A 22035-nucleotide genomic window follows, 5' to 3' on the forward strand; every position below is an offset into this window, starting at 1 on the left:
CAGTTGCAGCTTAAAATGGGTTATCGGCTAATGGAAATCCCGCGAGTTTACCACCAGCGCGTGCATACTGCCCGAGATATCCTCCAGCCGACCGGCCAGCAGATGCAATACGCCGGACGAAAATTCCACGACCCCGCTCACCTTGAGGATCCTGGCGCTCAAATAAGCCTGTCTCTGGGCTCTGGCCGTATCACTCCATACCACCAGATTAACATTGCCGGTTTCATCTTCGAGGGTGATGAAGGTGACTCCACTGGCGGTGCCAGGCCTTTGCCTGCCGACCACCAGCCCCGCCACAGTCACATTCTGCCCATGACGACACTGCCACAAAGAAGCGGCGCTGTGACACTTGCCGAGTAACCCCTGCTCTCTGAGCAGTGCCAGAGGATGGCGCCCCAGAGTTAGCCCGGTACAGGCGTAGTCAGCCAGCAAGGCATCGACTTCGGTGACCTCAGGCAAGGCGGTTTCAGGGCGAAAATCGACCTCGTCCGGCTGCTCAAACAAAGGCAAACTCTGCTGACGAGCGGCCAACTGCCACCTGATCTGATGGCGATCGCCCCCCAGGGTAGCAAAGGCATTGGCGCTGGCAAGCGCCTCCTGCTCACGCCTTGGCAGTGCCAGAGCCGCCAACTGCGATAAGTGAGTAAAGCCCTCGCCCCGACCCGCTACTATCTTGACGGCGCTGTGCTCGGATAATCCCTTGACCAACCTGAACCCGAGGCGCAATGCCAAGGAGCCATCGGTTTGTCGCTCCAGTGTGCTGTGCCACTGACTGAGGTTGATGCAAACCGGCAATACCAGGCCGCCATGATGACGAAGATCCTGAATAAGCTGTGATGGGCTGTAAAAGCCCATGGGTTGACTGTTGAGCAAGGCGCAGCAAAACGCCACCGGGTAATAGTGTTTGAGAAATGCCGAAACATAGGCCAGGAGCGCAAAGCTGGCCGAATGAGACTCGGGAAAACCATATTCGCCGAAGCCGCGGATCTGGTTGAATATCTGCCTGGCAAAGGTGTCACTGTAGCCTCGGGCCGTCATCCCCTGAAGCAGCTTGTGTTCAAATTGCTCCAGCTCGCCACTGCGTTTCCAACTGGCCATGGCGCGGCGCAATTGATCGGCTTCCCCGCCACTGAAACCGGCGGCGACCATGGCCAATTGGATCACCTGCTCCTGAAAAATGGGCACCCCCATAGTGCGTGACAACACGCCTTCCACCTCGGCCGAAGGAAAAGTAACCGGCTCGATTTTATCGCGGCGGCGCAGAAAGGGATGCACCATGTCTCCTTGAATTGGACCCGGGCGCACTATGGCTATCTGTATTACTAGATCGTAATAACAGGCGGGTTTGAGCCTTGGCAGCATGCTGGTCTGGGCGCGCGATTCCACCTGAAACACCCCCATGCTGTCGCCCTGCTGCAACATATGATAGACGGCCGGATCTTCCCAGCGAATATCCGACATGGCAAAGGGACGAATGTGACGGGAGATCAACTCGAAACATTTGCGGATCGCGGTCAGCATTCCCAACGCCAATACATCGACCTTTAACAGCCCCAGACTCTCGAGATCATCCTTGTCCCATTGGATCACAGTGCGCTTGGCCATGGCGGCATTCTCTACCGGCACCAGCTCGGCCAATGGCCCGGCCGAAATCACAAAGCCGCCGACATGTTGCGACAAGTGCCTTGGAAAACCCATCAGGGTCTCCACCAGCGGCAACAACCACTGCCCCAAACCTTGTTGTGGCAACAGCTTGCCTTGTTGCAACTGCTGCTGCCAAGGCACTTGCGGATCGCGGCGATCGACAGCGCCTATCAGCTCATCCAGCCGTTGCTCGCTGAGCCCCAGAGCCTTACCAACATCTTTCATGGCACTCTTGAAACGATAAGTGATCACACTGGCTGCCAGGGCTGCACGCTCACGGCCATATTTTTGGTAGATATACTGGATCACCTCTTCGCGGCGTTCATGTTCAAAATCGACATCGATATCTGACGGCTCATGGCGCTCCTTGGAAATAAAACGCTCAAACAGCATGTTGACCTTGGTAGGATCCACCTCGGTGATCCCGAGGCAATAACAGACCACAGAGTTGGCGGCCGAGCCTCGTCCCTGATGCAGTATCCCTTGCCTGGTGGCAAAACAGACCAGATCATAGATGGTCAGGAAAAAGTATTCATAATTGAGCTCGGCAATCAGCTTGAGTTCGCGCCGATACTGAGTCTGCACTTCAGGTGGAACCGCCTCGCCAAAACGCCTGCGGGCGCCCTTTTCCACCTCTTGCGCCAGATATTCACTGGCACTTAGGCCGCTTGCCACCAACTCGGCCGGGTACTCATACTTGAGTTCATCCAGACTGAAATGGCACCGGGACGCCAGCTCACAGCTCCTTGCCAACCAGGCTTGAGGGTGACGCCTGGCCATAGTTGTTATCGGCTTAAGCGCCATTTCGGCATTGCCTGATAACAGCTCGCCGGCCATAGGCACGGCGCGGCCATGGCGGATACAGCTGAGCACATCGTGCAGCCTTTGCCGCTCTGCAAGATGCATCTGCACATTACCGGCGGCGACACAGGGAAGGGACAAATGATTCGACAGCGCCTCACAGGCCTCGAGGTACCAGGCCTCTCCGGGTTGCAATTGCCGCTCCATCAAGAGATAAAGCGGCAGTGAAAACGCGGCTTTGACCCGTGCCGCCAGGGCATTCAACTGTGCCAGACTGCGCTGCTGCAGCTGCGTCAGCCAAGGGGGTTGCTGACTTGGGGTTTGGTGAGTAGAGCTTTTCAAGTCGGCTTGCGCCAGCAACTCGCTCACTGATGGCGGCCGCCACAGGCAAAAGCAGCCGCGGTCAATGACCGCAAAATCATCCAGGGTTAACCGATACTTGCCCTTTTCGGCCCGGCGCCGCCCTTTAGTTATCAGAGTGCTGATAAGACCATAGCCCCGGCGATTTTTTGCCAGCAGCACCAGGCAGCCTTCCGGCAGGTGGAATTCGGCGCCGACAATCAGCTTGATACTGCTTTGTTTGGCGGCCTCATGCGCCTTGACCACACCCGCCAGAGAACATTCGTCGGTAATGGCTATGGCCTCATAGCCCAGTTTGGCGGCCTGCTGCACCAACTCATCCGGGTGAGAAGCCCCGCGCAAAAAGCTGTAATTGGAAATAGCATGCAATTCGGCGTACATCAGCTGAACCAAGCGTGAAGAAAGAGCCCATTAGCGGTGCGAAACAGCCAACACAGACCGCCGTTCTCCTTATGATGGGCAAGAAAATAATCCCGGCAGGGAAAAGGCCCTGAATGCCAGGGGCTCTGTAACCTTTCCGGCCCTCTAAGCAGCTCCACGGCTTCAGGAGCAATGGCTTGCGGCTCTTGCAGCAGCCAAAGAGGCCGCAGCGCCAGCGACGGCTGAACTGGCGGCCTTGCCGGTGGCGGCCAACGAGTCAGGGAAGCCGCAGTGCTGGCCAGTTCAGGCATGGGATCGGCCGCCAACACCAAAGAGCGCACCTTATGGCTACCTAACCTGGCCTGTAATCTGGCGAGTAATTGATTGGCATCCTGCTGCAGCCCTTCTCTGGACTCGGTCAACTCTCGACTACCCAGCTGCTGCGACACAAAGTGCCTGGCTCGCAGCTCAATATCGACGACCGGGCTCGGCAGTTGCAATCCTTCCAGCTGTAAGCGGCAGAGCTGAGATAGTCCCTGCAGTTGATATTCCCCGAAGGGATAGTTGAGTGTCAGTTGCTGCGCCGGCGTCTCTGGCTCGCGAAACTTCAGCCACAGCTCCAACTGTTGCACCGCCAACTGCCTGATCCGCAAATAGGTTGCCAATTCCCCCAGCAGCTTTTGCAATGGAAACAGCAATCCCTGAACCCACTCAACATCATGCAGCAAGGTCAACCTGGCCTGAAACTGTTCGGGTAACTCATATCCCTTGCGGCAACAGGGCAAACGCCCCTGGATTTGTGCCAGCAGCTGCAGCAAACCTTGACCAAAGCGCCGCCCCAACTCGGCAAGGGGTAAGGCATCAAGCATGGCTAGAGTTGTCAGCCCAAGCGCGCCGAGCCGTTGCCGTTCCTCTTGGGTTAATGGCAGCAAATCCAGTGGCAAGTCTGGCGGTAAGCCGTGATGCACCTTGAGGCGGCCGGCTTTTTCAGCTGTGGGTGAGCTCATGAAGGCAGCTGATACCGCGCTGATGCCGACGTGAGTATGCCGCGCCAATATCGCCGCATCCAGCGGTCTGTGTGCCAGCACCAATGAGCATTCCAGACCATAGTCGGCGACTTTGTTGAGATAAGCCTCGACAATGGCACTCAAACTGCCAAACAGTTTAACCATGGACCCCACTTCAAGCAGCAGTGTATCTGTAGGCCAGCGCGCATCGGCCGCATATGGGGCAGCTTGTTCAGTAAGCCCGGATAACAACGGCGGCCAGATTCTGGCGCTGAAATCATAGCTCCACTGACACAACCAATCCCGCAACGCCTCGCTGTCCACCTCCTGCAGTGGCCAGAGTTGCAACTCTCCCAACAGCGACTGAGCGCTGCCGACACTCATCCCTGCTGTAACGCCTTTTGCTTGAGCGGCGGGACAGGCCGAATGTATGACCAGCTTCCGGCTGTCATACAAGGCCATGGGGACTTGGGGATCAAGAGGCTCTGACGCCGCAGCGGTTGGCACTGTTTTGGGTTGATTTTGGGTTTGGGGCTGAGTTTGAACGCGTATTTGAACCTGAGCCGCACCACTGCCTGTCATACTTCCAGTCCTAGTACCAGTCACAGTGTCGGTCATAGTACCAGTAATAGAACCCGCCATATTGCCGAGCATAGCCAGACGATAACGCTGATATTGCAGCAATAGCTGTGGAAACCAGACTCCCATCCATACCTGGGTCATCTCAGATAGCCTCTTGGCTCTGAGCAGTATGGCTTTGAGTGGCTTGGCTTTGAGTAGTTTGAGAATTGGCCGTTTGCGGATTCGCGCTTGGGAAAAGCCCCGCGGGCTTGTTTGACTCTTGCCGTGCTGTCCAGGGATTAGGCGCGCATTCATTGGAGGCAGCAATCCTTGACTGCGCCATCCCCCAAGGACCGTGAAGCACAGTGCCATGTAAACCAGAGTCGTGAAGCACAGGGCCATTGGCCTTGCGGCCGGAATGCTTTGGATCAATTGAGTCTATTGAGTTACTTAAACTATGATTGGGAGCCGCCTTGCCGCTTCTCAGGGTTACCACGCCCGGCTCGACATGGGGCAGTTCAAGCGCCAGTGCCGGCAAGCCACGCAGATGCAATTCAGGGACGGGCCAACCACCGCGACGCTTTAAAATTTGCAGCCTGGCGGTATTAACGCCAGCCGCGCTGATAGCCAGCTTTAGGGTGACAGGATGATTGCTGTCGGCCTGAGCCATAGGCAACTGGCAAATTCCCAGCGCCTTGCCCTGCTCTGCGGCAAGTTGCAACCTTCTGGCCTCAGTCAGTGTTAGCTTGTCCAGCCAAGCCAGCACCAGGGGACAGGCGCCGCTGCTCAGCCCTTGCTCCATGGCCCAGAGCACCTCTTTACGCTGGGTTAACTCCAGCCACAAAATACGCTCGGCGGCAATACCGTGCTGGGCAAAGCTCTGTGCCAGCGGCTGCAATGGCGGCGCTATCAGCATTATCATGGCATCTCTGGACTCATCCCCTCTGGACTGATTTCTTTTGGACTGGCTTCTTGCCGAATGATTTCTTTCGGAATGAGAGCCACACTGAGCCGGCAGTAAATAACGCATCAAAGGCAACAACAGGCTGAGTTCCCCGTGCCCAGGAGACTGACTGAAAAGCTCACAAATGCCTTGCCTTGGCCACCCTGCATCACTGAGCTGCGCATCCAATGCTTCAAAACCACTGGGATACCCCAATGTTTTGCCCTGACTGCCCGGCCCCAACCAGAGATCCCGGCGCTCCAGCAGACCGTTCAAGGCCTGAGATTTTGCTGGATCAGATTTTACAGAGTGAGTTTTGGCTGAAAGAGACATGAAAAACACCGATACTGTATTTTTATACAGTATAGCGAACTTTAGCCAACTGACAAGTCGTGCTGGCGCCAAAGCCTTAACCCGAGATAGAATAAATGAGAATGATTATCGAAACATATTCTCGACTTCAGCGAATAATTCAGGAGCTTGCCTTGCTGCCCTTTTCCGGCCTGTTTTCCCAACTCCAATGGCGACTGTTTGGCTATTTTGGTGTGTCATTACTGCTTATCCTGCTGCTCGCCAGTGGTATTGAAGCCATGTTGCTAAACCGCTTGTTACTGCTGCCCCAGCAGACCCAAAGCCAGTTACAGCAACTGGCCGATGAGGCCAACGACTATATCGTCAGGGGCGATATAGCAGGACTGGCGGATTGGGAGGGGCGTCAGGCATTTGTACTCTATGTGCTGGATAGCAAGCAGCAGGCGGTGAGTCAGCGGGAAATGCACCCGCACTTTGTTTACAAACTCAATTTCCTCAAGCAGTTGCAGCAGCCTATGGGGGACAGGGTGCAAAAACCTTTGATAGGCCTGCCACTACGCAATAGCCTGGAGCCGGACAATCCCCTGCTCTTGGTGGTACAACTCAACGCCTCTTTACACCCGGCGCAGCAACTGGATAAAAGCCTCTGGCTTATCCGTATCCTGGTAGGACTACTGGTGCTTTTGTTGTTCAGTCGTCTGCTGAGCCGCCATCTGATCCAGCCGCTGAGTTTACTGCGCAGTGCCACCCGTCAGCTGGCACAGGGCCAACTCGATACCCGGATTGCCGGCCATTTTTCACTAAAGCAGCCGGAATTTTTCCAGTTGGCGACCGACTTTGACCATATGGCCGAGCAGCTGCAAAAGAGCATTCAAACCCAGCAGCGGTTACTGAGGGATGTATCCCACGAACTGCGCACTCCCCTTGCCCGGCAGGAGCTGGCCTTACACCTGTTGGAAAATCGCTTGGGGGAGGAACATCAACAACCTCTTGCCAGGCTAAGACGCCAGGGCGAAGAGATGGCGCAATTGATTAACACTATTTTAGACTTCAGCCGCCTGAGCAACGGCTTCATTAAGCTGACGGCAGCGCCTTTTACCCTGACAGAATTACGCCGCTCACTGCTGCAGGATCTGGAGTTTGAGTCTGGCCCCAAGCAAAGCATAGTCTGGGCACAGGCCCCCATTGATGAGCAAACTTTGCATACCGATATGGCCTACTTGAAGCGGGCGCTGGAAAATGTCTGTCGCAATGCCCTCAAATATGCCGGTGAAACCTGCCGGGTGGAAATCCAGGTATCTCAATTGGGTGACGACAAATTGGGTGATAGCAGACTGCAGCTGAGTGTCAGCGATAATGGACCCGGGATCCCCAAAGAGCAACTGGAAGCCTTGTTCAACCCTTTCACCCGTTTGGATGAAGCGCGTCACAGCTCTCAGGGAGGTTATGGGCTGGGATTGGCGATTGTGCGCCAGTGTATGCAGCTCCTGGGCGGCTCGGCCCAAGCGGTCAACCGGCCTCAGGGCGGTTTGAGCATATTACTTGAGCTGCCGCTGCAACTGCCAAGCTGCAGCGAAGCCCAACTTAAGTCTATTGCTTAGGCGGTAAACTTACGCACCTTCTTCAGTGCCATCTCCTGTTTAAGGCGGGAGAGATGCTCGATAAATACCTTGCCGTGCAGATGATCGATTTCATGTTGCAGCACTATGGCCAGGAAATCATCACTGTGGATCGTCTGGGCTTGGCCCTGGCGATCCAGATAGCTGACAGTGACCGACTCGAAGCGTTTTACCTTGGAGCGATAACCGGGAATGGACAAACAGCCCTCTTCACCGATAAATTCGCCGCTGGACTCAGTGATCTGCGGATTGATCAGCACCAGAGGTTGATTGCGCTCTTCTGAGATATCAATGACGACTATTGCGTGTTCACTGCCCACCTGGGTCGCGGCCAAGCCGATACCATCGTCTGTGTGATACATGGTTTGCAACAGATCATCGATGAAAGGCTGCACGGTTTCTATTTCGGTAACAGGCTTGGCTTTACGCTTGAGCCTGGGATCGGGAACCGTCAAAATATCCATAATTGCCATAGGGTTATATTCTCAATTTACTCGACTTGGCGTTCAATGGGCGCCATTATGGCGAAAAAGCATCAAAAGGCAAACCTTGCGTGTGCAGCACAGAGCCGCCATGGCACTTTTGCCAAGTGAGTAACCTCCGCTATGGAATGGTATTATAATTTGCGCCAATAGCATCAGGAGCCAAGATGACCCCGGAAACGAGCGCCCCGCCACTGAGTCCAATGCAGAAGATTTGGCACATAGTTGCACTGATCCCCGAAGGTCGGGTGGCAAGCTATGGCAAAATTGCCGACTATGCCGGCTTGCCCGGACGGGCACGCTATGTTTCCCGGGCACTGAAACAGGCGCCAGACAGCCTGGCGCTGCCCTGGCACAGGGTTATCAACAGTCAGGGGAAAATCTCCTTTGCCAAGGATACCCAGGCATTTCAGCTACAGATGAGCCTGCTGCGCAGCGAAGGCGTACAAGTGAACCAAGGCAGAATTGCCCTGTCTGAATATGAGTGGCGGCCGGACATGGCCACTCTGGTCTTGTCCATGCCGTTTTAACCACAGGAGACTGCCTTTGATCCGTTCACTTCTACTCTTGATACTGTTACTGCCCTTGCCGTTATGGGCGCAGACCAGCCCCCTGGCACCCCATACCGCCGAATATCAGGTCAATTATGGCGAAATCAATCTCGGTGGCGCCCGTTTTATGCTGTTGCCGCCAGAGGGCGACTTCTATCAATACAAGTTGGACAGCGATCTCAGCCTCTTGGTGCTGAGTGATAAACGCCATATCCGCAGTGAATTTACCTATCAGGATGGTCAGTTGACGCCGCTGCGCTTCAGCCATCAGCGAACCGGCACTGGCCCCAACTTCAATGAGCAGATAGCCTTTGCCAAGGAACAGGGCAAAATTTTCAGTCGCTACAAGGATGAAAAGAGCAAATTGGACTATTCAGGCACTCTCTACGATGCCCTGATGGTACAGCTGCAGTTTCGGCTGGATCTCGCCGCCGGCAAGGAGCCCCTGGCCTATGAGCTGGTCAAGGACAACGAGATAGATGACTATCGTTTCAAGATAGTCGGCAAGGAGCGGATGACACTGGACAGTGGCGTCTATAACACGGTGAAACTGGAAGTGGTCCGCGACAGCACCAAGCGGCAGACCTTTGTTTGGATGGCGCCAGATCTCGGCTGGCTGCCGGTGCGCCTGACCCACTTTGAGTCAGGCAGTAAGCAGCTCGATATCAAGTTAGCCAAGCTGAGCCTGGGCTCGGAAGTCAATAACCAGCTCGCCAAGACGGAATAATTTCCAGTCCCCCGGCGCCAACAGCTGCCAGTTTTCATTGCCGGTCAGCGGCCGGGTGGCTATAACAGTGACCACATCCTTGGGGGTGGTCTGGGTGTCGAAATCAATCACCACATCCGTGTCTATCAGCTGCGCCCGGCCAAAGGGCGCCCGGCGGGTGATATAGCAGAGGTTATTGCTGCAATAACTCATCAGATAACGGCCATCGCTGAGGATCATATTAAACACCCCAAGAGTGCGGATCTCCTCGGCAAGCTGGGCCACATACTCAAACACGGGCAAAATATCGTCCGGCTCGGATTCGCCGAAACGCTTGACCAGGCGGCTCATTATCCAGCAAAAGGCTTGCTCACTGTCTGTGTCACCCACGGCCTGAAAGCGGCCGCTTTGAAACTTCTGTTCATAGTCAGACAACTGGCCGTTGTGGGCATAGGTCCAGTAGCGGCCCCAAAGCTCGCGGGTAAAGGGGTGGGTATTTTCCAGCGAGACTTCACCGCGGTTGGCCTGCCGAATATGGCTGACCACCACTTCACTCTTGATCGGGTATGACTTGATAAGGCTTGCCACATGGGACTGGCTGCTGGGACTGGCATCCTTGAAGGTGCGGCTGCCCTTGCCTTCATAAAAGGTGATCCCCCAACCATCCACATGGGGGCCGGTCACCCCGCCTCGCTCCGCCAGCCCGGTAAAGCTGAAGACAATATCCGTTGGCACATTGGCACTCATCGCCAGCAGCTCACACATCTTGTTTTTCCTGTCACTGAATCTGTTATTTCATTATCTGCGGCATTGTAGCCAAGCCATGTCGGCAGGGGAATTATTGCTTGCAATAAAAAATTTAAACAATTGTTTGAAAAATGCTTGTATTCGATTTCGCTTAGGTTTAATTTTATTGCGACACAGGTCTGACCACATACTATAATTGTGATCTTGATCGCTCTCAAGCGAGGCGTTCTACACTGAATAAAGTGGTCGTTTTATTAAGGAGAACAAACAGTGACTACCCTACTATGGATCCTGGCATTGCTCTTGGTTTTAGGAGCAGCAGCGTACCTCAGAGTATCCCTGCTGACCGCAACCATAGCCGCCGCAGTGGTCATGGCAGCAGGCAGCCTGCTGGATGTAACTGGACTGATTAGCTGGATAATTTTCCTGGTTATTGCCCTGCCGCTGAACCTGAGTGCCTTCAGGCAGAGTGTGATAACCCGGCCATTACTTAAACTCTATCGCGGCATCATGCCGGAGATGTCTTCTACCGAAAAAGAGGCGATTGAAGCCGGTACTACCTGGTGGGAAGCCGATCTCTTCGCCGGTAATCCCAACTGGAAGAAGCTGCACAACTATCCGGTTGCCCGTCTGAGCGCCGAAGAACGTGCCTTCCTGGAAGGACCTGTGGAGGAAGTCTGCCGCATGGTTAACCAGCATATGGTTTCCCATCAATTGGCGGACTTGCCTGCCGAAGTATGGCAATTCCTCAAGGACAAAGGCTTCTTTGCGATGATCATCAAGAAGAAGTACGGTGGTCTGGAGTTCTCTGCCTACGCCCAATCCCGGGTACTGCAAAAGCTGGCCGGTGTCAGCAGTGAACTGGCCTCGACCGTAGGTGTGCCCAACTCACTGGGCCCGGGCGAGCTGCTGCAGCACTATGGTACCCCGGAGCAGCAGGATCACTACCTGCCCCGCCTGGCCAAAGGTTTGGAAGTTCCCTGCTTTGCCCTGACCAGTCCTGAGGCCGGTTCAGATGCCGGCGCCATTCCGGATTTCGGTGTGGTCTGCAAAGGCCAATGGCAAGGTGAAGAAGTTCTGGGGATGAAACTGACCTGGAACAAGCGCTATATCACCCTGGCACCTGTTGCCACAGTTTTGGGGTTGGCATTCAAGCTTAAAGATCCCGAGCATCTGCTTGGCGATAAGGAAGAGCTGGGCATTACCTGCGCCTTGATCCCGACCGATGTTGAAGGTGTGGAAACCGGCCGTCGCCACTTCCCGCTCAACTGTATGTTCCAAAATGGTCCAACCCGAGGCAAAGAGGTGTTTGTTCCTCTGAGCTTTATCATAGGTGGCCCGAAAATGGCGGGACAAGGCTGGCGCATGCTGGTGGAATGCCTGTCGGTTGGCCGCGGCATCACCCTGCCCTCCAACTCAGCCGGTGGTGTTAAAACCGCGGCTTTGGCAACCGGTGCCTATGCCCGCATTCGTCGTCAGTTCAAGCTGCCTATCGGTAAGCTGGAAGGCATTGAAGAGCCAATGGCGCGCATCGGTGGTAATGCCTATCTGATGGATGCTGTAACCTCCTTGACCACCACAGGTATTGATCTGGGTGAAAAGCCTTCTGTCATCTCAGCGATAGTCAAATATCACCTGACCGACAGAATGCAGAAATGCGTTATCGACGCCATGGATATTCACGGTGGTAAAGGGGTATGTCTTGGCCCCAACAACTATCTGGGACGCGGATATCAAGCGGCACCTATCGCCATCACGGTTGAAGGGGCCAACATTCTGACCCGCTCCATGATCATCTATGGTCAAGGCGCCATTCGCTGCCATCCGTATGTACTGGCAGAGATGGAGTCGGCCTTTGATACCGACGTAAACCGCGGCCTGAATAACTTTGATGCGGCGCTGTTTGGCCATATCGGCTTTACCACAAGTAACTTTATCCGCAGTCTGTGGATGGGCCTCACGGGCAGTCGCTTCTCCAATGCGCCTTTTGCCGACAAGACCAAGCGTTACTATCAGCATATGAACCGCTTCAGTGCCAACCTGGCCTTGCTGTCGGATCTGGCGATGGCGACCTTGGGGGGTAACCTCAAACGTAAAGAGCGGATCTCTGCCCGCCTGGGTGACTTGCTCAGCCAGTTGTATCTGGCATCGGCAACCCTCAAGCGTTATCAGGATGAAGGCCGTCAGAGTGAAGATCTGCCACTGGTACAGTGGGCGGTTGAAGACGCGCTCTACAAGCTGCAGTCTTCTCTGGATGATCTGCTGGATAACTTCCCTGCTGGCCTCGGCGGCGTGCTGCGCCTGGTGTTGTTCCCCTTCGGTCGACCACTGAAGCGCCCAAGTGATGTGTTGGACCACAAGGTAGCCAAGATAATGCAGACCCCTTGTGCCAGCCGTGACCGTCTGGGTAAGGGACAATTCTGGGAAGCCTGCGACAACAATGCCGTAGGTATTCAGGAGCAGACCTTCAAAGACATACTGGCGGCAGAGCCCTTGTATGACAAAGTCTGTAAGGCTGCCGGCAAACGTCTGCCCTTCATGTGGCTGGATAAAGTGGCCGCAGAAGGCAAGGCGCTGGGTGTTCTGAGCGATGATGAAGTGGCCCTGCTGGAGCGCGCTGAAATCGGCCGAATGAAATCCATCAACGTGGATGACTTTGACCCCGCTGAACTCAAGGCCCAGAGCCTGGAGCAGGACAGCCGCGAAGAGCAAGCCGCTTAAACCTGCCGAGTAACAAGCATGAAAAAGGAGACTCTGAGTCTCCTTTTCTTTTATGGCGGGGCAGACTTGATCACTTTTATGTGTCTATCTTTTATGTCTCTATCTTCTCTGTGCTTACTTTCTTGTAGCTATATCCACCTATTTTTTACCGACCTTACCGCTCTGCCATTTCATCCTTGCCCTGGGCTCATATCTGCGCGTAGCTCAACTGTTTCTATAGAATGAGATGTCATTTTCCGCTTTGGCGCTCTCTTTGGTGCAAAAATTCGGCCAGCAGTTCATCGGTTTGTTGCTGCTGCGCAGCCTGCCAGCCATCTTCATGAACCGCCAACTCAAGTGGTCGCCGGGGCAACCAGCCTTTGCGCTCAAGCTCAGGGGTATCGTTGAAAGCGCTCACCCGCCCCAGACACAAATAAGCGATAATTCTTATCTCCTCAGGTATCCCCAAGGTCTCACGCAACACTTCATCATCAAGAATACTGACCCAGCCCACACCCAGGCCTTCGGCTCTGGCGGCGAGCCACAGATTTTGCACCGCGCAAACTGCACTGTAGTTGTCCATTTCCGGCTTGATGGTGCGGCCAAGTACCACAGGCCCGGTGCGGCTGGGATCGCAGGTCACACAGATCCCCAAAGGCGCCTCAAGAATACCTTCAAGCTTTAACCGCTGATAATGAAGCCGTCTTTCGCCACTGAACTGTGCCGTCGAACGGGCATTGGCGGCATCAAACCCCTGTTTAATGGCGCGGCGCTTGGCTTCACTGCGCACCAGAATAAAGTCCCAAGGCTGCATAAAGCCAACGCTGGGCGCATGGTGCGCCGCATCCAGGATCCTCTGTAAGCTCTCCTCGGGAACCGGCTTTGACAAAAATTGGCTGCGTACATCGCGGCGGGCAAATATCGCCTTGTACAAGGCTTCTCTCTCCTGCAAAGAAAACGCTTCTGCTTCGGAGGAAACAGCAAAATCGGACATGGTTCACCTCTTTGATGGCTGATCTTTAACGCCTGCGGTGCCCGGACTATAGCAGGCATGTTACAGGAAGCGCCAATCCGGCATCTCAAGATTTGATGCTGCATTAATCTTCTATAGCCAAACCTTGTGATATAAAAATACCGGGCCGTTTTAATGACCCGGTATTTTCCGTTTGCTTTCGGCGCCGTGGCTCAAATTTGATCAGGCGGTAACTTTCCCCTTGTCTTCCCCATTACCTTTCCCGCTCTCTTTTCCACCGGCTTCGCCCTCTTTATCACAGCTCACTTTGTCTTGAACATCAGCCTCAGTTAGCGCGGTTTGCTGCTCTTTCGCTTCCTGCTCCTTGGCCTTTTGCTCGGCTTCAGCCCTTGCCTGCTTGAGGGTTTCCTCCGCTTCCTTGAGCGCCGATGCCTCCGCCAGCGCCTCTTTGGGGATCAGGCTGATAAGCTCGATTCCGCTTGGCAAATCTGTAGTGTTGCCGGTCAACATAGTGACCTTACCATTTTTCAGGTACATCAGCGGCACCACAGTTTCACCATAGCGGCGGCAAAAGTCTTTGTAGCCAAAGCTTTCTGTCAGGTTAGTGCTCTTCAGCACCCCGCCCTTGGACATCAAACTGGCCAGTTTGGCGTAGGAGACAGTTTCACCGAATAGGCACATACGCTTCAAATAGGACTCAGACAATTGATGGCGGGCACTGGTACCGTTGCTTTCCGTGTTACTGAGACCATAAACCTTCTTCTGTCCGAGAATATCCTGGAAATGGAAATAGACCACAGGGTTGAGCTGACGATAGGGAGACAGGATCAACACCTTGCCGATGCCGGTCAAATCCAGATAGGTGTCGGCATGCTCGGAGGCCGGGTTGCCAAAGTAAACCGGAATATTATCCATCCGCGCCAAACGAATGTTATCCCAGTTACTGTCCGCAAGGATCACCTTGATATCCTTGCTCTTGAGCACCTTGGCCAGCTCCCGGGAAAACTTGGAAGCGCCAAAGATCAGCAGGCCGCGGGCAGAGCCTGCCTGCACCCCAAGAATACTGGCCCAGCGTCTGGCGGTGAGCGACTGGATCACAACTGTGCCTATGATGATTAAAAACACCAGTGGCACTATGGTCTCGGCGCCGGGCACTTCCATCTTTTCCAGTTTGATGGCAAACAGTGATGACACGGCCGCCGCCACTATCCCCCGCGGCGCCACCCAGCTCAAAAACCACTTTTCAGCGCTGCTGAGCGAAGTACCTATACCCGAGAGCCAAATGCTCAGCGGCCTGGCCACCAAAAGCACCACTGCCAGTACCCCTAGGCCGCCCAGACCAAGGTCCAGCATGGCCGACGAATCCAACCTGGCCGCCAGCAAAATAAACAGCGCCGAGATAAGCAGTACCGTGAGTGTCTCTTTGAACTCGAGGATATCGGCAATATCCACGCCGCGCATATTGGCGAGCCAAATCCCCATTACTGTCACTGTCAACAGGCCGGACTCTTCCTGCAATAGGTTTGAACCGACAAAGACCCCGAGCATTATGGTCAGTACAGCCGTGTTGGTTAGATAATGGGGCAAAAGATTGCTTCTCAGCACCCGCCCGACAAGATAACCGGCCAAGGCACCAAGCCCAAGGCCAATACCCAGCATAGAGCCGAGTGCCAGCAGTACATGCGCTGTCTGCCCGGCGCTGACAGTAATGTACTCAAACACCAACACCGCCAGCATGGCGCCTATGGGATCTATCACTATCCCCTCCCAGCGCAGAATGCTCGCCAACTGAGACTTGGGCTTAACGGTTCTGAGCATGGGCACTATCACAGTCGGCCCGGTAACCACTACCAAGGCCCCAAACAACAGTGCCAGCGGCCAATCAAAACTCAGCAGGAAATGCGCCGCCGAGGCGATGCAGCCCCAGGTGATCAGCGCGCCCACAGACACCAAATGCGTCACCATCCGGCCATGATCCTTGATCTCCTTGAAGTTGAGCGTCAACGCCCCTTCAAACAGAATGACAGCAACCCCGAGGGAGATGATGGGAAACAGCAAGTCGCCGAAAATCGCATCGGGATCCAGTAAACCCAGCCCGGGACCCAGCAACAAACCACAAAGCAGCAGCGGCAATATCGCCGGCAGACGCATCCGCCAGCCAATCCACTGACACGCCAGAGATAAGACTCCTATCAACGCCAGCATGGCGGTGATTTTTTCAACCATAAGTAGAATCCTTTTTTGTTTCTTTCGGGCGACCCGAAACAGCTTTACAGCATGAGCAACGCCAGAGTCAATCGCTGTTTCTGTATGAGCATATATGAGTTAAAGAGGATGGGATCAGAAATTTTTGTGGCAATGTGCCAGAATCGGCTTGAAACCAGATAAAACAAAAAGCCCGGTCATTGCTGACTGGGCTTTCTGCTTGTTTGGCGGAGCGGACGGGACTCGAACCCGCGACCCCCGGCGTGACAGGCCGGTATTCTAACCAACTGAACTACCGCTCCAAACTCTTGCTTATCGCCTGGGCAATAAGGCTTGAATTCGTTAACTTGACTGGCGGAGCGGACGGGACTCGAACCCGCGACCCCCGGCGTGACAGGCCGGTATTCTAACCAACTGAACTACCGCTCCACTCAAGTTGCCGGGAATAATACGTAGGCCCCTTGTCAGCGTCAACAACTTTTTTACCCCGAGGATCCCGATTAGCTAAAAAATCAGCAAAGCATGGATAATCAAGATGTTCAGTTGGATTTGCGCTCATCCTCATCGGGTAGGGTCAGGTCAATTTCCTGCACATCATCTTCCTTGGGCGCTGCCTGCTGTTTTGCCAGCAACTGCTCTTCAGCCGCAGCCAAGGCCTGCTTCAGACTTTGACGCTTGCGCCAAAACAGAATCGCACCGACCCCAAACAGTAACAGCAAGACGTTACCGCCTATGATCAGGTAAAGGGCATTTTGTTTGGCCGCCGCTTCTTCTTTGGCTGCTATTGCTGCAGCCCTGGCGGCCATCTCTTCGGCGCTCGGTGGCGGCTTGGGTGGCTCGACAAAATTGAAAAAGCGCTCCGGCAGGGTCAACACCAGCTCCCTTCCCTGCTTGTCTGTGCTGAAGACAGTGCCCTTGATACGGTAACTGCCAAAGTCACTCACCTGGGGCAGCACGAGTTGCGTGGTGCCTTCTGTGGGCTGACGCACAGTAACCGGCAGTTGCAATCCGGCCGGCCCCAAAAGCTCAATATCGAAATAGGTTTCCTCAAGGCGCAGAATGTCTGGATTGGCACTCAGCATCAGGCCCCATGGCTGAGTCAGGGGATCGTCCGGCTCAACCACCTTAATATCCACAGGCGAAGGTTCGAGGCGAAATGCCTGTTTGAACTCACGTTCAAACACATCGTTTTGCACACTGACCTGCAGGGTGTAATCTCCCCAGGGCTGGTTGAGGTTGATATTGGAAGTAAAGGTGCCGTCATCTGGCCGTTCATCCAGCGCCTCTCCGTTGTCCTGATAACTGCCGACAATAAGGGTACCGGCGGCAAAGTTTTCATCGCCCGGTTTGTGGGAGGAAACAAAACGCGCCGTCCATTGCAACAGGTATTCAAGCCCGGGAAGTCGCATTCTCAGCGAATCACCGGTGAGATGGGCGGTCAGCTTAAGGCGCTCTCCCTGATACAGTGGCTGAGGCAGTTCATCCACCTCAATCCCCAGCTCGGATACCCGGGTGATTTGCGAGCCGGGCACCACTTTACCAATGAGCTGCCAAGGGCCTGGCACCGGGTTTTCCACCGAAATCATGTCGCCTGTGACGCCATCGGTCCATTTGACATTCTCCGGGTGGCGCGAGGCATACCATTTACTGCCATCAGGCAAAACCACCACCACAGGGGCGGAGCCGTATTCCCGCTGCACCAGAAGCACGATTCTGTCGACCATATGGTCGACCCGAAAACGATTCTTAAGCTCAGAGGCCTGTTCCTTGGGTACTATCTCCGCCACAGCCGGGGCCCCAAGGCCAAGCAGCAGACACACCATGAGGCCCAGCGCTGGTCTCAATCCCATTATTTGCTTCAATCCATAGGTTGTGGCTCGTCGCGCCAGAGGCACTTGCCTGATTTTGCAACTAAATCGAGCCTTTGCTCATGCATATTCAGTTCATCGGCCGATGCGGCGATCACTTTAAGTTTTGCGCGATTGGCATCGAGACGCATGATGCCGCCGGCTTCCTGACCTGCTTGTTCACTGGAGAGGTTGAACTTGGTCTGGCCGCCTGTCATCGCCAGATAAACATCGGCGAGGATCTCGGCATCGAGCAAAGCGCCGTGATACTCGCGGCGGGAGTTGTCTATGTGATAACGCTTACACAGGGCATCCAGATTGTTCTTTTGCCCTGGGTGCAAAAACTTGGCGATGGCCAGGGAGTCGAGGATCTGACAAATATCCGCCGTCACCGGCCCTCTGGGATGGGTCATGGAAAACTCATGATCCATAAAGCTCACGTCAAACGAGGCGTTGTGAGCCACAATCTCCGCCCCTTGAATAAAGGCGATAAAGTCGGGGGCTATTTCATGAAACCTGGGCTCGTTGGCCACTCTCTCATCTGTGATACCGTGAACCGCAATCGCTTCTTCATCAATGGGTTGGCCCGGATTGATATACTGGTGGAAAGTGCGGCCGGTCAAGCGGCGGTTAATGACTTCCACACAGCCGATTTCAATGATTCTGTGGCCTAGATAGACGGGGCCTGCGCCCTGGTTCATACCTGTGGTTTCGGTATCCAGAATGATCTGCCGACTGGCATTCGATATGATATTCATCTATTTTTTGCAGCTTCCTGAGTGAATTTACGGGTATACTCGCCCGCATTTGCCGGATATGGTAACAACTTGATGAGCGAACTGAAACAGATCCAGATATACACCGACGGCTCTTGCCTGGGCAACCCCGGGCCCGGCGGCTATGGTGTTGTCATGCGCTATAAACAGCATACCAAAGAACTCTCCGGTGGCTTTGCCCTGACAACCAACAACCGCATGGAGTTGCTGGCACCTATCATAGCGCTTGAGAGCCTGAAAGAGCCTTGCAAAATCGTGCTGACCAGCGACAGCCAATATATGCGCCAGGGGATCACCCAATGGATCCACGGCTGGAAGAAAAAAGGCTGGGTCACTTCCAACAAGACGCCGGTGAAAAATGTCGATCTCTGGCAGCGACTCGATAAGGCCACGCAACAACATCAGATAGACTGGCGCTGGGTCAAGGGCCACGCCGGACACCCGGAGAACGAACGTTGCGACACCCTGGCCCGCGAAGCCGCCGAGGCCAACCCTGCCACTGTCGATCAGGGTTATCAGGCCAGTCTTTAATGGCTATAATCTTTAGAGGCTTGGTCGTTAGAAGCTTGGTCTCTAATGACTACCTTTGTCCGCGACTGTCTTGAGTTTCAAAAACTTGCCGCAAAAGTCGATAAAGGCCTGCGCCAATGGCGTCAGGCTGTGGCTCTTGTGGCGAATAAGGTAAAACGGCCGCTCGAGCGCCAGCCCCTCCACCTCCACCAACGCCAGCTCTCTGCGAGCCAGCTCTTTATCCAGTGTCAGCTCAGACAAAACCCCAAGCCCGGCGCCCTGCTTCACCGCCTGTTTGATGGCATCCGGAGTTGGAAAACAGAAACGGGCTTCTGGCTGCAGGTCCAAGCGGTTGGCGGCATCGACAAAGTACTCCCGGGTGCCAGAGCCCTCTTCTCTCAATACCCAGAAGAGCCCTTTGAGCTCGCTTGGCGAGACCTTGCTTCCCGCCAGCGGGTGCGCCGGATGGCAGAACACCTTGAGACAGTCCTGATGCCAAGGCAATACGGCGATACGACTGTCGAGGCAATAACCTTCAATGAAGCCCAGCTCGGCGCGAAACTCGGCCACATCACGGATAACCTTACGGGTATTGTCTATCGCCAAGTCGACCTGAGTCTGAAGGTGCTGCTGGCTGAATGCCACCGCCGCCTTGGCCAGCAGAAAATTGCCTATGGTTGAACTGGCGCTGACATTTAACATACCGGCCAGTTCATGGTTGTTCGGAGTAAAAGCCTGCTCTATGCGCTCGATGCGCTGCAGCACATCGCTGGCCAGTGGCAACAGCAGACTGCCTTGAGAGTTGAGCTGCAAGCGGTTGCCTATACGCTCAAACAAACGGGTATCGAGCTGCTTTTCAAGCTCCGACAGTGCCATGGAGGTGGCCGGCGCGGAGAGGTTAACCCGCTCGGCGGCCTTGGCCACCTGGCCTGTGCGGGCCACGGCTTCAAAAATCATTAACTGTTTCAGGGTAATACGCATTGCAATTATTGCTCTTCTTTAGTGTGGCGCTCCAGTTGCCTGCCGGAGAATCCCGGTGTCGGCGTGGGTTGCCAGCCGGGGATCCGCTGACGACGTTTATCCCCCAAGGGGGTTAACGGCGAATCCAGCTTGCGGGCCACCAATAGATACAGAGAGCCGGTACCCGGCAGCCACTTTTGCTGCCAATGATGCCATATCCTCAAGGGTGCGGCTTCGCTGAGCAGCGAATGGTACAAGAGCCGCTCATCGTGCACCAACTGATACCCCAGAAGCCCCAGCCAGTCCTTGACCCTGGCCGGCATAAAGAAATGGCCGCTCCAGGGTAAAGCCTGCTGAAATCTGGGCAGCAGCTTGCCGAAAAAGACGCAGCTGAACGGGTTAATCCCGACGATGAAAAGATAACCTCCGCTGACCAGCACCCTGTCGGCTTCACGTAAAATCCGGTAAGGGTTTGTCTCAAACTCCAGTACCAAGTTCATCACCACCGCATCTATGCTGGCCGGCGCCAACGGCAGCGAGGCAAAATCGGCAACTATCGAAGCGCCGTTGCCGGGATAGAGGGAAAACTGATGCCCGACCGGACAGTTTTTGATCTCGAGTTCGCGGCTTAAGGCCCCCAGGCGCAACAGATGATAACCAAACACTCTGGGCCACCAATAGGCCAGTTTGCTTTCCAGTTCACGTTTGATAGTCTCACCGGCTGGCAAACTGTCCCAGGAGCTGGGTCTGGACTCAGACGAGAGAGGCATAGATACTCCGGTTAAGCCGTTCTAGGTTCAGCTTAATAACGAACCCCCTATACAAGCAAGTATGAGGCTCAGTAAAATTGAAACTGATCCCGTCGACTCAAAGGAGCCTTGAGCTTATGTCCAATGTCAATGTCCCCCTCGCCCGGCCAAAGATAACGCCCATTGCCGCCTTCGATGACAACTATATCTGGGCCATAGTGGCACCCCAAGGTGATTGCTGTTGGGTGGTGGACCCGGGTGATGCCGCGCCCGTGTTGGCTTTTTTGGCGCAAAATAACCTGACACTGGCCGGGGTACTGATAACTCACCATCACAGCGACCATACCGGCGGTATCCTGGCCTTGAAGGAAGCTTTCGGCTCGCTCCCGGTTTACGGGCCTGCCAATCCGGCCATCAAAGGTATTACCCGGGCACTAACCGAGGAAGGCGAATATCGGCTTGAGCCTGGGCAAGGCCGATTTGCTTTAGAGTGTCGACTGTTCAAGGTCCCCGGGCACACGCTGGATCATATCGCCTACTTGATTGGCGATGCCCTCTTTTGCGGCGATACCCTGTTCTGCGCCGGCTGCGGCCGCCTGTTTGAAGGCAGCGCCGAACAGATGTACCACTCCTTGAGTCAGTTTGCGGCCCTCGATGACAACACCAAGGTGTATTGCACCCATGAGTACACCTTGGCCAATCTGCGTTTTGCCAAAGCCGTTGAGCCGGATAATCAGGCACTGGCTGACTACCAACTTGCCGCCGAAGCGCTGCGCGAACAGCAACACCCCACACTCCCCTCCACTATTGGTCGTGAAAAGGCCATCAACCCCTTTATGCGCTGCCAAAAGAACACACTGCAGAGCGTACTGGAGGCCCACAGCGGTCACCCCTGCCATGATCCCGTGAGCCGCTTTGCAGTTCTCAGGCAATGGAAAGACAATTTCTGAAAACCGGGTTACAATAAGCCGCTTTTTTGTGTCGTTATTATGACAACCATAGGCCAAGATAGATTTATCTACTTGTTTTAAATAACAATACTTGGCTTCCAGTAACGGCACTTCTTTTTCACCACGGAAACCAAACCAGGGTAAAAGTACCACCCAAGGTGCTATCCCGGGCCAAGGGACCAGGCCTATCCCGGGTTTCCGTTTGATGTGCGTTTGCCTGTCTGTTCAGGCCATCATTCGAGGATTGCTGTTTTTGAAGCAAATCAGATTTT

17 protein-coding genes and 2 tRNA genes are annotated in these 22035 nt (G+C 54.7%); 6 read left to right on the forward strand and 13 right to left on the reverse strand.

Going from position 1 to position 22035, the window contains the following annotated elements; all coding sequences use genetic code 11:
* Positions 1-27 precede the first annotated feature (27 nt).
* Genes ACSHSR_RS11235 through ACSHSR_RS11245 form a run of 3 tightly spaced genes read right to left on the reverse strand, consistent with a single transcriptional unit; the run spans position 28 to position 6009 of the window.
* Positions 28-3186: an error-prone DNA polymerase gene (locus ACSHSR_RS11235; protein ID WP_479631497.1), complete on the reverse strand. Its 3159-nt coding sequence runs from the start codon at positions 3184-3186 to the stop codon at positions 28-30.
* On the reverse strand, positions 3186-4895 hold the full coding sequence (locus ACSHSR_RS11240; RefSeq protein WP_479631498.1) for a Y-family DNA polymerase: 1710 nt from the start codon (positions 4893-4895) through the stop codon (positions 3186-3188). The genes ACSHSR_RS11235 and ACSHSR_RS11240 overlap by 1 nt, the downstream gene beginning before the upstream one ends.
* Before the next feature lies 1 nt (position 4896).
* Positions 4897-6009 (reverse strand): ImuA family protein, encoded by a 1113-nt coding sequence (locus ACSHSR_RS11245; protein ID WP_479630754.1) that lies wholly within the window; start codon positions 6007-6009, stop codon positions 4897-4899.
* Between the two features lie 152 nt (positions 6010-6161).
* On the opposite strand from ACSHSR_RS11245, the gene ACSHSR_RS11250 reads away from it, so the two are divergent.
* Positions 6162-7589: a HAMP domain-containing sensor histidine kinase gene (locus ACSHSR_RS11250; RefSeq protein ID WP_479630755.1), complete on the forward strand. Its 1428-nt coding sequence runs from the start codon at positions 6162-6164 to the stop codon at positions 7587-7589.
* Here the strand turns inward: ACSHSR_RS11250 and def are convergent.
* Positions 7586-8080: a peptide deformylase gene (gene def / locus ACSHSR_RS11255; RefSeq protein ID WP_071237586.1), complete on the reverse strand. Its 495-nt coding sequence runs from the start codon at positions 8078-8080 to the stop codon at positions 7586-7588. The genes ACSHSR_RS11250 and def overlap by 4 nt on opposite strands.
* Before the next feature lie 176 nt (positions 8081-8256).
* On the opposite strand from def, the gene ACSHSR_RS11260 reads away from it, so the two are divergent.
* Positions 8257-8619 carry an MGMT family protein gene (locus ACSHSR_RS11260; RefSeq protein WP_224866581.1) on the forward strand — a complete coding sequence of 121 codons (363 nt, stop codon included), beginning with the start codon at positions 8257-8259 and terminating at the stop codon, positions 8617-8619.
* Positions 8620-8638: 19 nt separating this feature from the next.
* Positions 8639-9367 carry a DUF3108 domain-containing protein gene (locus ACSHSR_RS11265; protein WP_231473497.1) on the forward strand — a complete coding sequence of 243 codons (729 nt, stop codon included), beginning with the start codon at positions 8639-8641 and terminating at the stop codon, positions 9365-9367.
* Here ACSHSR_RS11265 and ACSHSR_RS11270 read toward each other — a convergent pair.
* The gene (locus ACSHSR_RS11270) at positions 9311-10111 is read right to left on the reverse strand and encodes a class II glutamine amidotransferase (protein ID WP_045282745.1); all 801 of its coding nucleotides are present in this window, start codon (positions 10109-10111) and stop codon (positions 9311-9313) included. The two genes, ACSHSR_RS11265 and ACSHSR_RS11270, sit on opposite strands and share 57 nt — an antisense overlap.
* A gap of 252 nt (positions 10112-10363) precedes the next feature.
* Between ACSHSR_RS11270 and fadE the strand changes: the two genes are divergently transcribed.
* Positions 10364-12814, forward strand: a complete 2451-nt coding sequence (gene fadE / locus ACSHSR_RS11275) for an acyl-CoA dehydrogenase FadE (protein ID WP_208142764.1) — start codon at positions 10364-10366, stop codon at positions 12812-12814.
* 229 nt (positions 12815-13043) lie between these two features.
* Here the strand turns inward: fadE and bluB are convergent, their stop codons facing one another.
* From bluB to dnaQ, 6 genes are all read right to left on the reverse strand, one after another.
* On the reverse strand, positions 13044-13787 hold the full coding sequence (gene bluB, locus ACSHSR_RS11280; RefSeq protein WP_208160930.1) for a 5,6-dimethylbenzimidazole synthase: 744 nt from the start codon (positions 13785-13787) through the stop codon (positions 13044-13046).
* Positions 13788-13988: 201 nt separating this feature from the next.
* A complete protein-coding gene (locus ACSHSR_RS11285; RefSeq protein ID WP_107004765.1) occupies positions 13989-15992 on the reverse strand; it encodes a cation:proton antiporter in 2004 nt (667 codons plus the stop codon).
* A gap of 204 nt (positions 15993-16196) precedes the next feature.
* Positions 16197-16273 (reverse strand) — tRNA-Asp (locus ACSHSR_RS11290).
* A 50-nt stretch (positions 16274-16323) separates the two neighbouring features.
* Positions 16324-16400 (reverse strand) — tRNA-Asp (locus ACSHSR_RS11295).
* A gap of 110 nt (positions 16401-16510) precedes the next feature.
* A complete protein-coding gene (locus tag ACSHSR_RS11300) occupies positions 16511-17821 on the reverse strand; it encodes a TIGR03503 family protein (RefSeq protein WP_052658025.1) in 1311 nt (436 codons plus the stop codon).
* A gap of 8 nt (positions 17822-17829) precedes the next feature.
* A complete protein-coding gene (gene dnaQ / locus ACSHSR_RS11305; protein WP_109248002.1) occupies positions 17830-18576 on the reverse strand; it encodes a DNA polymerase III subunit epsilon in 747 nt (248 codons plus the stop codon).
* Positions 18577-18648: 72 nt separating this feature from the next.
* On the opposite strand from dnaQ, the gene rnhA reads away from it, so the two are divergent.
* Positions 18649-19125 (forward strand): ribonuclease HI, encoded by a 477-nt coding sequence (gene rnhA / locus ACSHSR_RS11310; protein ID WP_025009664.1) that lies wholly within the window; start codon positions 18649-18651, stop codon positions 19123-19125.
* Positions 19126-19167: 42 nt separating this feature from the next.
* Here rnhA and ACSHSR_RS11315 read toward each other — a convergent pair whose 3' ends face one another.
* Both ACSHSR_RS11315 and ACSHSR_RS11320 read right to left on the reverse strand, forming a co-directional pair.
* A complete protein-coding gene (locus ACSHSR_RS11315) occupies positions 19168-20085 on the reverse strand; it encodes a LysR substrate-binding domain-containing protein (RefSeq protein ID WP_025888084.1) in 918 nt (305 codons plus the stop codon).
* A 5-nt stretch (positions 20086-20090) separates the two neighbouring features.
* Positions 20091-20834, reverse strand: coding sequence for a class I SAM-dependent methyltransferase (locus ACSHSR_RS11320; RefSeq protein WP_479630756.1), 744 nt, complete (start codon positions 20832-20834; stop codon positions 20091-20093).
* 116 nt (positions 20835-20950) lie between these two features.
* On the opposite strand from ACSHSR_RS11320, the gene gloB reads away from it, so the two are divergent.
* Positions 20951-21763: a hydroxyacylglutathione hydrolase gene (gene gloB / locus ACSHSR_RS11325; protein WP_044734420.1), complete on the forward strand. Its 813-nt coding sequence runs from the start codon at positions 20951-20953 to the stop codon at positions 21761-21763.
* Positions 21764-22035: the final 272 nt, after the last annotated feature.

The organism is Shewanella sp. VK101, from assembly GCF_056497865.1.

Coding starts and splice junctions, on each gene's coding strand:
- ACSHSR_RS11235 (WP_479631497.1), bottom strand. CDS start 3,186: ATGTACGCCGAATTGCATGCTATTTCCAATTACAGCTTTTTGCGCGGG.
- ACSHSR_RS11240 (WP_479631498.1), bottom strand. CDS start 4,895: ATGACCCAGGTATGGATGGGAGTCTGGTTTCCACAGCTATTGCTGCAA.
- ACSHSR_RS11245 (WP_479630754.1), bottom strand. CDS start 6,009: ATGTCTCTTTCAGCCAAAACTCACTCTGTAAAATCTGATCCAGCAAAA.
- def (WP_071237586.1), bottom strand. CDS start 8,080: ATGGCAATTATGGATATTTTGACGGTTCCCGATCCCAGGCTCAAGCGT.
- ACSHSR_RS11260 (WP_224866581.1), top strand. CDS start 8,257: ATGACCCCGGAAACGAGCGCCCCGCCACTGAGTCCAATGCAGAAGATT.
- ACSHSR_RS11270 (WP_045282745.1), bottom strand. CDS start 10,111: ATGTGTGAGCTGCTGGCGATGAGTGCCAATGTGCCAACGGATATTGTC.
- bluB (WP_208160930.1), bottom strand. CDS start 13,787: ATGTCCGATTTTGCTGTTTCCTCCGAAGCAGAAGCGTTTTCTTTGCAG.
- ACSHSR_RS11285 (WP_107004765.1), bottom strand. CDS start 15,992: ATGGTTGAAAAAATCACCGCCATGCTGGCGTTGATAGGAGTCTTATCT.
- ACSHSR_RS11300 (WP_052658025.1), bottom strand. CDS start 17,821: ATGGGATTGAGACCAGCGCTGGGCCTCATGGTGTGTCTGCTGCTTGGC.
- dnaQ (WP_109248002.1), bottom strand. CDS start 18,576: ATGAATATCATATCGAATGCCAGTCGGCAGATCATTCTGGATACCGAA.
- rnhA (WP_025009664.1), top strand. CDS start 18,649: ATGAGCGAACTGAAACAGATCCAGATATACACCGACGGCTCTTGCCTG.
- ACSHSR_RS11315 (WP_025888084.1), bottom strand. CDS start 20,085: ATGCGTATTACCCTGAAACAGTTAATGATTTTTGAAGCCGTGGCCCGC.
- ACSHSR_RS11320 (WP_479630756.1), bottom strand. CDS start 20,834: ATGCCTCTCTCGTCTGAGTCCAGACCCAGCTCCTGGGACAGTTTGCCA.
- gloB (WP_044734420.1), top strand. CDS start 20,951: ATGTCCAATGTCAATGTCCCCCTCGCCCGGCCAAAGATAACGCCCATT.